We start from the raw sequence: 14729 nt of genomic DNA on the forward strand, positions 1-14729 counted from the left end.
GCTATCATTTGAAGTGAAACTATAAAGCCATTACTCAACTTCTTTTATATTGTCTTTAAGCTTATCCTTTAAAAATTTCGCAAAATTTATTACAGGTATATTTATTGTTTCCATACCTGAAAGCGAAGTGACTGCAGATATAAATGATCGAATAAAAGGAAACATTATAGCAGGAGCATTGATGTAAAAATAATCTTCGATTATTATATTTTTTTCCTTTAAATCTTTGAACTTAAAGAAACCTAAACAGTTTGCTTTGATTTTAAAAGAATCAATTTCGTCAGTAACTAATACATCTAACTCTAATAAAAAAGACTTATTATTATTATTGACATAACCTTTTGGTTCTACCTCAAGATGAATTTTCCCTGCTTTTTGTGGACTTCTTTGAATCGAAAAATCCGCTACGTGAAAATCTTTAAAACTGAATGGTGTTTGTGACATTTATATTTTTTTAAGCTGCTAATGCATAGTTGTTTTCTCCAGCTGATGCTGGCACAATCAAATCACCTACAAGTGAGCCATTAGTAAATAAATCATACCAATTAACAACATTTAAAACTGCATTGTCAATTAAATGTTCAGCATATTTTGATAAAGGCATATTATCTGATGATGATGAAAATACAATGCAATCATTAGGAAATAAATTATTCATTGTTATTGATAAATCAGAAATAGCATTTTGGAATTGTTCTTTGTTAAACAAAGAACTCGGATTTACTTCCACAAAATGTATATCGGACAAACCGTCATAATCATAAATACAACTTTCAATACGAAATTGCTTAACAAGCAAATCCATACATAATTTTATATATTGTTTAACTTCACTCATGGGAATCTTTTGTCTAATATAGCTATGACTTTATTGTAAAATTCTTCAGCTTGTTCTAAATCATTAACTTCTACAGAAGATAATTTATAATCAGCTAAAACTCTTTTTTGTTTTAAAAATGATAAGTATTTCTTTAAATCTAAACCATCAATTTTATGAGTTTGTTTTGCTAAATATTCCTCAAAATACTTAGCTAACCATGTGTGAGTCCCTCCATTCCCACTCAATTTAGGGTTGCATTGTTTATCAATATCTGCTTCACTCATTCCAATTGTAGTATTAAGAATAAAAAACAGTCTTTGAACGCAACTATAATAATAACAATGAACGCGATTGTCTAGATAAGGATTAGCCTTATCAGATGCAATTAAAAAAGAAACTTTTGACTTTAAAAGCCAGTTACTCATGTTAATTCAGAAAAGTATACAAAGATATTATTTAATATTATTGCTTTTAAATATCATACAATATATATTTCTTATAATGATAATATTATATTGAAATAATTATTGCAAGTATAACTTACATGAATCAAATTTCCAAATATACACAAATATGATACCATACAAACAGACTTAAAAAGTAGTACAGTAACGCTAGATTCCAAATTAAATAAGGAATAGACTAAATTTACTTGGACAGAGTGTTCAATATTAAAATTAATTTAAGCCATTATTAAACTCGAGTACTAATTTATCAAAAACAGCTTTATCTTTGAATGAGATAAAAACTTAAATCAGTGTATTTGTATCCTATTATCCTATATGTACCTTTGCTAAGTATTAATTCTCATTATTATCCAGTAACAAATTTATTAAATAAAAATTAAATTAATTTGCCAGATATAATACAACTTTTACCAGATTCGGTTGCCAACCAGATTGCTGCCGGTGAGGTAGTACAAAGACCCGCTTCTGCTGTAAAAGAACTCATAGAAAATGCGATAGATGCCGGTGCCGATAAAATTCAGCTGATTGTTAAAGATGCTGGCAAAACCCTTATCCAAATTATTGATAACGGTTGCGGTATGAGTGCGACAGACGCAAGAATGTGTTTTGAGCGACATGCAACATCAAAAATCAGAAAAGCTGAGGATTTATTTGCCATTAAAACCATGGGCTTTAGAGGAGAAGCGATGGCTTCTATTGCCGCCATTGCCCAAGTTGAGCTTAAAACACGAAGACACGAGGATGAATTAGGTACAAAACTGGTGATAGAAGGCTCAGAAGTTTTAAGTCAGGAACCTTGCGCTACAACTGCTGGTACATCCATATCGGTTAAGAATCTGTTTTATAATATCCCCGCAAGGAGAAACTTTTTAAAAAGTAACCCGGTAGAAATGCGTCATATTATTGATGAATTTCAACGGGTAGCATTAGCACATCCAGAAATACATTTTACCCTTCACCACGATGGGCAAGAGGTTTATCATTTGCCGCAAACACAGCTTAAGCAACGTATTATTCACCTTTTAGGAAATAATTACAATGAAAGGCTTGTCCCTCTAGACGAGGAAACCAGTATTATTGAGGTTAAAGGTTTTATTGGAAAGCCGTCTTTTGCTAAGAAAACACGTGGCGACCAGTTCTTTTTTGTAAACAAGCGTTTTATAAAAGACCCTTATTTAAACCACGCAGTGATGACAGCTTATGAGGATTTATTGCCTGATGACTGTTTCCCGCTGTATGTTTTATTTATTGAGATAGACCCATCTAAAATTGATATCAACGTTCATCCTACTAAAACAGAAATTAAATATCAGGATGAAAAAGCAATTTATGCCATCATTAGGTCTGCTGTAAAGCGCTCTTTAGGTAGGTATAACATTACGCCTACTTTAGATTTTAATCAGGAAACTGGTTTTGATAGGATGATATCGCAGAAAGCGTGGGAAGATATAACGCCTCCAGCTATACAATTTAATCCTAATTTTAATCCCTTTGCGGATGAAAAGAAAAAAGATAGAGAAATACCTTTTTTAAGAGATTTAGGAGAGAAAAAGGCTATCCCACAAAATTGGGACACCTTATATGAGATTAGCAAAGAACAGAAGTCTGTTCAATCATTTTTTGATTTAGATTCATCATCAAATACCATTTCATCGGCAGTAAATGGCGTTTCAGAAACCGAAACTTTAAGCAGACAGGTTTTTCAAATCCATCAGAAATATATTATTTCTTCGATAAAATCTGGCTTTATGCTGATAGACCAACAAGCGGCACATGAGCGTATTTTGTACGAACGCTTTTTATCACAGTTAGAAAATCATAAAGGCTTAAGTCAGCAAAGTTTATTTCCACAAACCATCACTTTAAACACCACAGATTATGCTTTGGTAACCGAATTGCTTCCTGCTTTTCAGGCATTAGGTTTCCAGATTAGAGCGTTTGGTAAAAACACATTAGTCATAGAAGGTGTACCGGCAGATATTCCGGAAAACAATAATTTGGCTACCATGATGGAAGAATTAATTGAAGGTTTTAAAAACAATCATACCGTTTTAAAGCTTGATAAGAGAGATAATTTAGCCAGAACACTTGCTAAAAATGCTGCCATTAAAAGTGGACTTAAATTAAGTGAAGAAGAAATGGTTGATTTAATAGACCAACTGTTTGCTTGCCAAATGCCAGGCATCGCCATTAATGGCAAACAAATTATAGTAAAAATAAGCTTAGAAGAATTAGCAGAACGCTTTAACAAAGGCTAGTAGTATGAGAGAATTTAGGCCATTAGGCAACACTATATTTCCGCCAGTTGTAAAAAACCTATTGATTATCAATGGTATTGTTTTTTTGGCCACCAATGTTTTTCAAAACAGCTTAGGTTTTGATATGTACCAGCATTTTGCGCTGTACTATTACGAGTCGCCAAATTTTAGAATATGGCAATTTATAACGCATTTATTTATGCATGGAGATTTTATGCATATTTTCTCTAATATGCTGGCTTTGTGGATGTTTGGTGCTGTACTGGAAAACTTCTTTGGCTCTAAAAAATTCTTACAATATTATATTTTAACTGGACTTGGTGCGGCTCTTTTACATACCGGAGTGCAGTATATAGAACTATCATCTTTTATAGAAAATTCAAGAGATTATTTAGCCAATCCAACCCTTGGGCGTTTTGGGCAGTTTATTGAAAATACTGTGCCTGAGGCGTATCAAAGAGATTTTAATAGCCTGTACAACTTTTGGCAAGCAGACCCAACAAGTTTAAACGCCAAAAACAATTCGGTTGAGCTGGTAAAACAACTTACAGATATTAAAATTAACATCCCTACTGTTGGTGCTTCTGGTGCTGTTTTTGGTTTGTTATTAGCTTTTGGGATGTTATTCCCCAATGCAGTTATATATTTATATTTCTTTTTCCCGTTAAAGGCTAAATACTTTGTGTTTTTTTATGGTTTATTTGAGCTTTACAGCGGTATAGCCAACAACCCAGACGACAATGTAGCTCACTTTGCCCATTTGGGGGGTATGCTTATCGGTTTTATTTTGATAAAACTGTGGCGAGTGAGAAGACCTGGTGATTATTTTTAAACATCATCAATTTGATTAATTAAATTAGCACTATGAATACCATCCAAGAATTACGATATAAAATTTTTAACTCGGGTAGTAGGGTAAATCTTTTTATTGGGATAAATGTGATTGTATTTCTGGCTTTTAACCTCATAAGGGTTGTACAATGGTTGTTTACCAGACAAACTACCGTTTATGAAACCATTATTGATTATTTAGCTGTACCTACTTATACCAAAGAGCTTTTATTTAAATTTTGGACACCTTTTACCTATATGTTTTTACATAATGGCGTGTTTCATATTCTATTTAACATGCTTTGGTTGTTTTGGATGGGAAGAATTTTCGAAGAGTTTTTAAATACTAAAAAACTAACTTTTGTTTATTTAGCTGGCGGATTAGCAGGAGCTTTTTTATTCATCATTAGCTATAATTTTCTTCCTGCATTTTCTAATCAGGTGATGTTTGCAACAGCTGTAGGTGCATCTGCTGCTGTTACCGCAATTATTGTGGCTACGGCAACCTTATTGCCCGATTATACTATTTCTTTACTGCTATTTGGGCCTGTTAAGTTAAAATGGATTGCTTTAATTTATATTGTTTTAGATATTATCAGCTTAGCAGGTGCTAATGCTGGAGGGCATATGGCGCATTTAGGAGGTGCTATTTTTGGTTTTTTCTATATCAAGTCTTTACAAAACGGCAGAGATTGGAGCAAGCCTTTTATCAACCTGTTTAAACCACGTAAAAAGCTTAAAGTAGTTTCAACAAATTATAGTAAACCACATCAAGAAAACATACATCCAGACCAAAAAACTATCGATGAAATTTTAGATAAAATATCGCAATCAGGTTATGATAAGCTAACCAAAAAAGAGAAAGAAATTTTATTTAGAGCCAGCAAAAGCAATGAGGAAAAATAAAAAAATAAGTCTCGTTAGTAAGTTTATTCTATTTATTAATATACTGGTAATTATTGGTTTATTTTTAAGCTATTTGGCAAAATACACCAACCCGGCAGACTATTGGTTTATTGCGTTTTTCGGCCTTTCTTATCCCATTATCCTTTTCCTCAATTTCTTGATTATCCTCTATTGGCTCATCAGAAAAAAATGGTACGCCTTAATTTCTATCATCAGTATTTTATTAGGTTATAATTCGCTAACATCTACCATAGGTTTTAGAGGAAAAACAGAAAGTAGCTTTGTTACAGATAGTAACACGCTAAAATTGATGACTTATAATGTTCATTATTTTAAAAAATTTGGTCTAGAGCTTGATACCCATACCAGATCTGGCATTTTTAATCTCCTCAGAAATGAGCAACCCGATATTATAGGTTTTCAAGAGTTTTTCACCAGAAATAAAGGCAAATACAACATTAAAGATTCGGTTTTTAACATATTAGATACCAAATATTATTATTACAATCCTTCGGTAGATAATAATTATGAATCTTCTGGTATTGCCGTATTTAGCAAATTGCCCATAAAAGCTAAGGGCAATATAGATTTAAAAGACGACACAAAAGGCAATCAAGGTATTTGGGTTGATATTGAGAAAAACAACAAAATTTTTAGGGTTTTTATAGTGCATTTAGCTTCCATATCTTTCCAGCCAGAGGATTATAGCTACCTCAATAAATTAAAACAAGATTTAAATACTGAGGAAGATTTAAACTCGGGCAAAAGAATCATCAAAAGGTTAAAAAATGCTTTTATCAAAAGGAGTATGCAGGTAAAATATCTACAAGCTTATATTGATTCTTGCAAAACGCCATATATCATCATGGGCGATTTTAACGACACCCCAGTTTCATACACTTTACATACACTAAAAAAGGATATTAAAAACGGTTTCGAAGAAAAAGGTAGCGGCTTAGGCATTACCTATAACGGCGATTTTCCTAATTTTCAGATAGATTACATCTTGGCTTCAAAAGAATTTGATTTTAAAACTTACAAAATCATAAAAAAAACTTTTTCAGACCATTATCCTGTTAGATGTAATGTAACTTTGGCAGATTAATTTAAACAATCATCTAAATTCGTATTTTGCGACATGCACAACAATCTTACTATTTATAATACCATATCCAGAAAGAAAGAAGAATTTAAGGCTTTAAACCCACCTTATGTAGGGATGTACGTTTGCGGACCAACCGTTTATAGCGATGTACATTTAGGAAACTGCCGCACTTTTATTTCTTTTGATTTGATTTATAGATACCTAAAACATTTAGGTTATACGGTAAGATATGTAAGAAATATTACTGATGCTGGCCACTTAGAAGGTGATGGCGATAGCGGAGAAGATAAAATCTCTAAAAAAGCAAAACTAGCATCTTTAGAGCCTATGGAGATTGTACAACAATATACCAATGGTTTCCATAATATGATGGCTGTGTTTAATGTTTCGCCACCTAGTATAGAACCAACAGCTACCGGGCATATCATAGAGCAGATAGAAATGGTTAAAACCATTATAGAAAAAGGCTTTGCTTATGAAACCAATGGCTCGGTATATTTTGATGTTGAGAAATACAACCAAACACAAGATTATGGTATTTTAAACAATCGTAAGCTTGAAGATTTATTAAACAATACCAGAGACTTAGGTGGCCAAGATGAGAAAAAAGGTAAACTTGATTTTGCTCTTTGGATAAAAGCTAAGCCAGAACATTTAATGCAATGGCCCTCGCCGTGGGGAATGGGCTTTCCTGGTTGGCATTTAGAATGCTCTGCCATGAGTAATAAATACTTGGGAGAACAATTTGACATACATGGTGGCGGTATGGATTTAGCTCCTACACACCATACCAATGAAATTGCCCAAAATGTGGCTTCTTGCGGCAAGCATCCGGCTAATTATTGGATACACACCAATATGCTTACGGTTAACGGACAAAAAATGTCTAAATCTTTAGGAAATAGCTTTTTACCACACGAGCTTTTCTCTGGCCAACATCCCTTACTACAAAAAGGCTATAGCCCAATGGTGGTGAAGTTTTTTATGCTGCAAGCGCATTATAGAAGCACCTTAGATTTCTCTAACGAAGCCCTAGATGCTAGCGAAAAAGGCTTTAAAAGGTTAATGGCTGCCTTAGCACTCTTAGATAAAGTTAAAACATCTGCCCAGTCTGAAGTTGATGTTAAAGCTTTAGAAGAAAAGTTTTCCAAGGCGATGAATGATGATTTTAACTCGCCTATTCTTATTGCTGAGCTTTTTGATGCCGTTAGAATAATCAATTCTATTTACGATGGAAAAACAGCAATCTCCGCTGATGATTTAGCTGCTTTAAAAAATCTTATTCAAGCTTATGTTTTTGATATTTTAGGCTTACAAGATGAAAATCAGGCGCATGATATAGAACCTTTAATAAGTTTCTTGATTAATATCCGTAAAGAAGCTAAAGAGAACAAAGATTATGTTACTTCAGATAAAATAAGAATAGGACTACAAGAAATTGGCTACCAGTTAAAGGATAGTAAAGAAGGCACAACATGGTCTAAAATTTAGCGTTTTAGCAATAATGACAAAAAAAATAAGCTACTTTTTTCTTGCTTTATGCTTTAGTATCCCTGCTTTTGCACAAAAAGCAGATGGTACCATACGTTCCTTAATTAATACCGAAGACTTTTTTAACCTCTTGGTAAAAAGAGAAGGTATACAAAAAAGCTTTCTAAAATTTGCTGATGCTAAAGGTATCGTTTTTAGACCTGGCCCGGTAGATATGAGAAAGTATTACACCAAAAACAGCGAATCAGAATATCAAATAAGTTGGAAGCCAGAATACGCCAGAATATCTAAAGAAGGTGATTTAGCTTTTACCACAGGGCCTTATGAGTTGGTTTCTGCTCAAGATACTACCTATGGCCATTACCTTTCTATCTGGAAAAATGACCATAGCAAATGGAAGTTGTGGCTAGATGTAGGTATTACCCACGCTAAACCACCTACGGTTTTAAAGTACGAGTATTATGACCCTTCTAATTATAAATATCCCAAATTATTAGGTCCGCAAAAAATTCAAATGCGTGAGGATATTGTTTTCAATACGGATATTCTTTTGGGTAAAGCGCTAAAACTATCAGGAAATAAAAACTTTAAAGAATTTTACGACCCTAAAGTGAGATTATACTTCCCAGAATATTTACCTGTTATTGGGAAGTTAAAAGCTTTAGATTTTATTGATAAAAAGGATCTAAACATTGTCTCTAACCCAATTACCGCAGAAAGAGCTATAAGTGGAGATTTAGCTTATACTTATGGCGATGCTAGCATCAACCAAGAAAATTACCATTACGTAAGGGTTTGGAAATTAGATGACGATATGAAGTGGAATATTATTTTAGATGTTTATTCTAAATAATACTAGAACAAACCTCTGATGATATCTTCTATACTTATTCCTTCTGCTTCGGCTTTATAATTTCTTACCATACGGTGTCTTAAAATTGCTATTGCAACGGCTTGTACATCTTCCATATCTGGAGAATACTTACCATGAATAGCTGCATGGCATTTAGCGCCTACCACTAAAAACTGAGATGCTCTGGGGCCTGCACCCCAAGTGATGTATTTCTTAACAGTATCAGTAGCCATAGCCCCTTGAGGCCTTGTTTTAGCAACCATAGCAACTGCATATTCTACTACATGGTCTGTTACCGGAATATTTCTTACCAATTGCTGGAAATAGCTAATCTGCTCGGCATTGATAATTTTCTTTAAATCCTGAACTTTGGTACCCGTTGTATTTTTAACGATAGCAATTTCATCCTCAAAAGAAGGATAATCTAAACTTACGTTAAACATAAACCTATCTAATTGGGCTTCTGGTAAAGGATAAGTACCTTCTTGTTCTATGGGGTTTTGAGTTGCCAAAACAAAGAATGGTTTTGGTAAAGCATGTGTAACACCAGCAGCAGTAACAGCCTTCTCTTGCATAGCCTCTAATAGAGCAGCCTGCGTTTTAGGTGGAGTTCTGTTAATTTCATCGGCCAAAATAATGTTGGCAAAAACTGGCCCTTTGATGAATTTAAAAACTCTTTCCTCGCCTAAAATTTCACTTCCTATAATATCAGAAGGCATTAAATCTGGCGTAAATTGTATCCTGTTGAAAGATAAATCTAGTACCCTAGAAACGGTTTGTACCAATAAGGTTTTGGCTAAACCGGGTACACCAACCAATAAGCAATGACCATTGCTAAAAACAGCTATCAATACTGCTTTTACAACATCATCTTGCCCTACTATAACTTTAGAAATCTCTTTGGTTATTTCTTTGTAAGACAAGCATAATGCATCAATAGCCTCTACTTCTGATTGAAATTTACTCATTCTTTAGCTGTTACAGGTTTAGTTACCCATTCTTGCAAAACATCACAAGATTGAAATTCCTTATCTATTTTAATATAGCTTGCTTTTCTTCTTTTCTCAAACCACTCGCTCACCACTTTATTAACTTTAGTTTCATAAGCAGCATCTTTTAACTTAGGTAAGTCCTGCTCTAAATTGGCTTTATGAGGTGGTGTTTTAGATCTTAAATACAAGAAACGATAGCCTTTTTTACCTCTAGCATCGGCAAATACTTCTGGGTTAGAATAAGTTCCAACTTTCATGGTATCTACAACCAAAAATATAGCAGGGTCTAACTTATCAGTAGGGATAAACGTAGTTCTGTTAGAACTCTCGTAATTTAATATCATCCCACCATTATATTTGGTATCGTTATTATCAGAATATAAAGATGCGGCGGTAGAGAAATCCATCTTTTTATCTATAACCTTTTTATAGATAGAGTCTATTTCTACTTTGGCCCTATCTAAAGAAGCTGGCGTTGTTTCTGGAATTACTAAGATATGCCTTGCTCTTACTTGCTCACCCTTTCTTTCAAGAACCTCTAAAAAGTGAAAACCAAATTCGGTTTCAAAAACAGGAGACATTTCTTTTTCTTTTAATTTAAAAGCCCAAGCTGTAAATTCCTTTGCCATGGTTTGTCTATCAAAGAAAGGTAGCTCGCCACCATCGGCTGCAGAGCCAGGGTCTTGAGAATATAATCTCGCTAAGGTTCCAAAATTATCGCCGCTTTTAACTCTTAAACGTAAAGCTTCTGCTTTGTCTTTATAAAACTCTTTCTCTTTTTTTGTTAACTCAGGATAAACCACCAATTCGCCTACTTCAACTTCTGTATTAAAAGTAGGAAGTGAATCTTTAGGAATCTCGTTAAAAAATCTTCTTACATCTAAAGGGGTTACTTCTACTTTTTCAGTGATTTTGGCTTGCATTTTTTGAGCTACCAATTGCTCTTTGATATCTGGTCTGATTTCATCTTTATATTGCAATACAGAACGACCTAAGAACTCTTCTAACCTATCTTGCCCGCCTGCATTGGCTATAGATCTACGCATTCTTCTATCAATTTCTTCATCTACCTCATCATCATTAACCGTGATAGAATCTATTACAGCTTGTTGCGATAGCAGTTTCTGGCTCAACATATTTTGTAAAATATAGCATTTAATACCAGGGTCAGGTTTAGTGCCTTGCACTAAGTATTGCGCATATTGTTGGTCAACCTCAGATTGTAAAATCACGTTATCACCCACCACAGCCACTACTTTGTCTATCACCTTCTTTTGTGCCAGAAGGCTGTTGCTTACAAAAAGTAGCGCAATTATTAAATACTTCTTCATTTCTTGTACACTTCTAATTCGTTATTTTTTTGGGCCTCTTGAAAAACTTCTCTTTCCATTTGGCTTATTAACTTCAGCTTACGCTGATTTAGTATCAAATTTTTAATATTCTCTTTTTCAAACGCTAAAGGCGATAAGCTATCGCGAAATTTAGAGCCCTGCAAAATTAGGAGATATAATGTATTATTTTCAGAAATCTGAAAAATACGGTTTAATGTTTCGTAATTATACTCTCCAATTTTCGAGATAGGCAGCGTTTTCTCTAATTCATCAATATAATGCCAGCTGGTATCCATTAAAGAAAATGCTGGCGAGTACTTAAAACAATATTTTTCAAGTAAATCTCTGTCTCTAACATCCTTAGAAGTAAAAAGCTTTTTCACCATATCTATTTTAGGAGCCTTATCACTAAGTTTGATGTAAGAGACCTTTAATATCGGCTTTTTTAATTGAAAGTTCTTCTTATTCTCTTCATAATATTTGGTAATCTCTTCTTCCGTAACGGTAGTATCCAACTTCTGGTTAATCAATTCTTGTTCGTATTGGAAACGAATAAGAGATTTACGGTAATTATCAAGCTGTTCTTGGATATATTTTTCATCAACTTGGATATTCTCTTCAGCTTGATGTTGCAAGACCATATCATGCTGCCATTGGTCTATAAAACCTCTTACAATGGCTATACTATCATTACCATGAATATTTGGAGGCACTATACCTTCAATATCTTTAGCGTAAAGATATTTATCGAAAGCTCTTGCTATGGGTTGCTCTTCATTGCCAGTAAACCTAGCGCAAGAGGTAAAAGCAACTGAAATAGCTAAACAAAAAATACGAAGTATATAGTTATTCATGAATTTAAACGAATGTAAAGTCTTTTTATGTAAAACATGAAGCATTTTAAAATTTTTAACAATATTTAACCCTAAATTTGCCCTTATGGATTCTTTAAATACAGCCCACCCTTTAGCATTAAGCATTCTTTTAAATGAAGACTTATATGTTATTGAACCTGTTGAAACCACTCCAAATACAGAAGTTATAACAGCCCAAAAAGAAGAACCTAAAGCAGCTGTAGAAAATAAAACTGTTATACCAGTTTTACAGAATACTCCAATAGAAACGCAAGAGTCAGCAAAAGCACAAACCCCTGTAAGTAAACCAGTTTTTAATTATTTAGGCGATAATAACAAATATCTTCTCATTATTGTAAACGATACCACACATCAGTTTATTAACGATAAAGATTTAGCATTTCTTTTAAAAATTTTGGCTGCTAAAAAACTTGATTTGCATGATATTGCCATCTTAAACACCAAGAGTTATACCGATTTAACCTTTAAAGATTTAAAGGATTATTTTGCTTGTAATAAGATTTTAACTTTCGGGATAGACCCAAAATCGCTTCAAATACAAGGCATTACAGCTAACAAAGCAGGAGAATTTGATAGCGTAAAAATATTGGGTACATGGGCTTTATCTTTATTAGATACCGATGTAAAAAAGAAGACTGTTTATTGGAATGAGTTGAAAAATTTTTAATAATTATTGATTTATGCAATTGGTATTTGCCACAAATAACCATCACAAAGTAGCAGAAGTACAATCAAAAATAAACCAACAAATAAAGGTTTTAAGCTTGGCTGATATTGGTTGTTTTGAGGATATTGCCGAAACCGGCTTAACCTTAGAAGAAAATGCCTCTATAAAAAGCAGGTATATTTTTGGTGCTTATCAAATAAATTGCTTTGCCGATGATACTGGTTTAGAAATTGAAGCTCTTAACCAAGAGCCCGGTGTATTCTCTGCCCGGTATAGTGGAACCAGAGATTCTGAAAAAAACATCGATTTAGTTTTAGAGAAACTTAAAAACGAAAACAACCGTAAAGCCCGCTTCAGAACTGTTATTTCTTTAATATTAAACGGAAAAGAGATTTTATTCGAAGGAATTGTAAATGGGAATATCCGTAAAGAAAGAACCGGTACAGGCGGCTTTGGTTATGATGCTATTTTTGAACCAGAGGGCTATAACATTACTTTTGCAGAGATGGATATGGCAAGTAAAAATAACATTAGCCACCGTGGTTTGGCTGTAGAAAAACTTATTCATTACTTAAATAGCTTGTAAAAAATAAAGCCCCGTTTGATTAAAACGAGGCTTTATGATATACATATTTAAGATTAATCAATATCTTCTTACTTCAAAATCACTTAAGCCACCTTTAAAGTTGATATAAATTTTCTGCTTTGCGGTTTTAAAATTTGGCGTTTCGTAATCGCCTACTTCATTTTCTTTAAAACCATCAAACTTACGCGATGAAAGTTCGCTGGTGTTTTCTATTAAGCATCCAGAGTTTTCAGGAATTTTAATCACCACTTTTGCAACACCAGTTTCTGCGTTAAGGCTTACACTATCTTGTAAACTACCTAGTTTAATATCAAATTTTGCAGCACCGCCTTCTAAGTCTAAGTTTCTTACTTTATAATCAGATAAATCAAAAGTTGCTTTACCAGCTCCCATTTTTAAACTGATATCCCAAAGTGGATTCGTATTTAAAAAAAGTTTAACCTTGCTATATTCTTCATCTTTAAAGTTGAAATCTTTATTGTTATTGGTAGTAAAATCTAAGCTTACAGTACTATCCTGCTCGGTTTTCTTTAAAATATATCTAGCCTTAGCGCCTTTTATATTGGCTTCAAATAAATTATCTGTGTATTCATCAATCACAAAAGAACTTGCTCCACCAGAAACTTCAAGCTTAACAATTTTAAAACGTGGGTCATAAGTTTCGGTATAAGCATTTAATTCTTTTGAATCTCTTTCTACCTCTACTTTATCGTCATTAGACCAGGTAATACCCGTATTAGAGTCGTTATTTAAACCTTTATAAGTGATAAAACCTAAACTTATAACAGTTACACCTGCTACCAAAGCTATTGCTAAAATCGTTTTCTTCTTGGCAAATAAGATATTGATACCTGTAACAATTAAAACAAGTGGCCAAAAGCGCCAGATATATCGCCAGCTAAAATCAATCATATTAAAATTCTCTAATAGGATAATTCCTCCTATATAAACCAATATGATTCCCCAAAAAATTCTATCTGTTTTCATGACTATAAATTTTCGTTGGTTTTATCTTCAGTTACTTCTTGTGCTGTTGTTTCTTCCACTGGCTCTTCCTCTTTAGTTTCTGTTAGCACTTCTTTTTCTTTTCTAGTTTTCATCAACATCGTTAAACCTAAAACCACAAAAACTAAAGGCCAAAGTTTGCTGATGCTAAACCAATCTGGTATTAAATCAAATTCTTCCATTAAGAAATACGAGCCTAAAACAATGAGGATTAAACCGCCAACTGTACTTATGTTAGAATTTTTCTCTTTCTTTTTTGATGCTTTATAGGAAGTATAATCTGGCATTGGCGGCTGATAATTTTTGGCGTAACCACCATACATAGCACTATATTGTTCTGGCAAAGCAATCCATAAAATGATATAAATTAAAAAGCCACCGCCACCAAAAAATACTGCTAAAGCAAATGCAATTCTAACCCAGGTCACATCTAACTGAAAGTAATCTGCTAATCCTGAGGCAACACCAGCAACCATCTTGTCGCTCATGTTTCTTGTTAATTTTTTAGACATAATCTTGTTTTTTACAATCCTTACTCTTTT

At 33.4% G+C, this 14729-nt stretch carries 16 protein-coding genes; 8 read left to right on the forward strand and 8 right to left on the reverse strand.

What is annotated here, in order from left to right; translation table 11 throughout:
* Nucleotides 1–30: 30 nt before the first annotated feature.
* From FYC62_RS10300 to FYC62_RS10310, 3 genes are read right to left on the reverse strand one after another with little or no spacing between them, the layout of a single operon-like run.
* Nucleotides 31–444 carry a protein-export chaperone SecB gene (locus tag FYC62_RS10300; protein ID WP_149074868.1) on the reverse strand — a complete coding sequence of 138 codons (414 nt, stop codon included), beginning with the start codon at nucleotides 442–444 and terminating at the stop codon, nucleotides 31–33.
* A gap of 10 nt (nucleotides 445–454) precedes the next feature.
* Nucleotides 455–838, reverse strand: a complete 384-nt coding sequence (locus FYC62_RS10305) for a hypothetical protein (protein WP_149074869.1) — start codon at nucleotides 836–838, stop codon at nucleotides 455–457.
* The gene (locus FYC62_RS10310) at nucleotides 835–1245 is read right to left on the reverse strand and encodes a hypothetical protein (protein ID WP_149074870.1); all 411 of its coding nucleotides are present in this window, start codon (nucleotides 1243–1245) and stop codon (nucleotides 835–837) included. The genes FYC62_RS10305 and FYC62_RS10310 overlap by 4 nt, the downstream gene beginning before the upstream one ends.
* Before the next feature lie 428 nt (nucleotides 1246–1673).
* Between FYC62_RS10310 and mutL the strand changes: the two genes are divergently transcribed.
* From mutL to FYC62_RS10340, 6 genes are read left to right on the forward strand one after another with little or no spacing between them, the layout of a single operon-like run.
* On the forward strand, nucleotides 1674–3545 hold the full coding sequence (gene mutL, locus FYC62_RS10315; protein ID WP_149074871.1) for a DNA mismatch repair endonuclease MutL: 1872 nt from the start codon (nucleotides 1674–1676) through the stop codon (nucleotides 3543–3545).
* Between the two features lie 4 nt (nucleotides 3546–3549).
* Nucleotides 3550–4377: a rhomboid family intramembrane serine protease gene (locus FYC62_RS10320; protein WP_052176936.1), complete on the forward strand. Its 828-nt coding sequence runs from the start codon at nucleotides 3550–3552 to the stop codon at nucleotides 4375–4377.
* Nucleotides 4378–4409: 32 nt separating this feature from the next.
* Nucleotides 4410–5282, forward strand: coding sequence for a rhomboid family protein (locus FYC62_RS10325; protein ID WP_039452798.1), 873 nt, complete (start codon nucleotides 4410–4412; stop codon nucleotides 5280–5282).
* Nucleotides 5269–6387: an endonuclease/exonuclease/phosphatase family protein gene (locus tag FYC62_RS10330; RefSeq protein WP_149074872.1), complete on the forward strand. Its 1119-nt coding sequence runs from the start codon at nucleotides 5269–5271 to the stop codon at nucleotides 6385–6387. Before FYC62_RS10325 ends, FYC62_RS10330 begins: the two co-directional genes overlap by 14 nt.
* A 33-nt stretch (nucleotides 6388–6420) precedes the next feature.
* Nucleotides 6421–7878 (forward strand): cysteine--tRNA ligase, encoded by a 1458-nt coding sequence (cysS, locus tag FYC62_RS10335; RefSeq protein ID WP_149074873.1) that lies wholly within the window; start codon nucleotides 6421–6423, stop codon nucleotides 7876–7878.
* 13 nt (nucleotides 7879–7891) lie between these two features.
* Nucleotides 7892–8731 carry a hypothetical protein gene (locus tag FYC62_RS10340; RefSeq protein ID WP_149074874.1) on the forward strand — a complete coding sequence of 280 codons (840 nt, stop codon included), beginning with the start codon at nucleotides 7892–7894 and terminating at the stop codon, nucleotides 8729–8731.
* A 2-nt stretch (nucleotides 8732–8733) separates the two neighbouring features.
* On the opposite strand, the gene FYC62_RS10345 is transcribed toward FYC62_RS10340, so the two are convergent.
* Genes FYC62_RS10345 through FYC62_RS10355 form a run of 3 tightly spaced genes read right to left on the reverse strand, consistent with a single transcriptional unit; the run spans nucleotide 8734 to nucleotide 11908 of the window.
* Nucleotides 8734–9699: an AAA family ATPase gene (locus FYC62_RS10345; protein ID WP_149074875.1), complete on the reverse strand. Its 966-nt coding sequence runs from the start codon at nucleotides 9697–9699 to the stop codon at nucleotides 8734–8736.
* Nucleotides 9696–11054, reverse strand: coding sequence for a peptidylprolyl isomerase (locus FYC62_RS10350; protein WP_039452810.1), 1359 nt, complete (start codon nucleotides 11052–11054; stop codon nucleotides 9696–9698). The genes FYC62_RS10345 and FYC62_RS10350 overlap by 4 nt, the downstream gene beginning before the upstream one ends.
* Entirely contained in the window at nucleotides 11051–11908 is an 858-nt protein-coding gene (locus FYC62_RS10355; RefSeq protein ID WP_149074876.1) for a hypothetical protein, read from the reverse strand. The genes FYC62_RS10350 and FYC62_RS10355 overlap by 4 nt, the downstream gene beginning before the upstream one ends.
* 85 nt (nucleotides 11909–11993) lie before the next feature.
* On the opposite strand from FYC62_RS10355, the gene FYC62_RS10360 reads away from it, so the two are divergent.
* Nucleotides 11994–12596, forward strand: a complete 603-nt coding sequence (locus FYC62_RS10360) for a hypothetical protein (protein ID WP_149074877.1) — start codon at nucleotides 11994–11996, stop codon at nucleotides 12594–12596.
* 13 nt (nucleotides 12597–12609) lie between these two features.
* Nucleotides 12610–13182: a non-canonical purine NTP diphosphatase gene (locus FYC62_RS10365; RefSeq protein ID WP_149074878.1), complete on the forward strand. Its 573-nt coding sequence runs from the start codon at nucleotides 12610–12612 to the stop codon at nucleotides 13180–13182.
* Between the two features lie 57 nt (nucleotides 13183–13239).
* On the opposite strand, the gene FYC62_RS10370 is transcribed toward FYC62_RS10365, so the two are convergent.
* Nucleotides 13240–14169, reverse strand: a complete 930-nt coding sequence (locus FYC62_RS10370; RefSeq protein WP_039452818.1) for a LiaI-LiaF-like domain-containing protein — start codon at nucleotides 14167–14169, stop codon at nucleotides 13240–13242.
* Between the two features lie 2 nt (nucleotides 14170–14171).
* Nucleotides 14172–14699 (reverse strand): PspC domain-containing protein, encoded by a 528-nt coding sequence (locus tag FYC62_RS10375; protein WP_149074879.1) that lies wholly within the window; start codon nucleotides 14697–14699, stop codon nucleotides 14172–14174.
* Nucleotides 14700–14729 lie beyond the last annotated feature (30 nt).

This window comes from Pedobacter aquae (assembly GCF_008195825.1).
In the GTDB taxonomy this organism is placed as follows: Bacteria; Bacteroidota; Bacteroidia; order Sphingobacteriales; family Sphingobacteriaceae; genus Pseudopedobacter; species Pseudopedobacter aquae.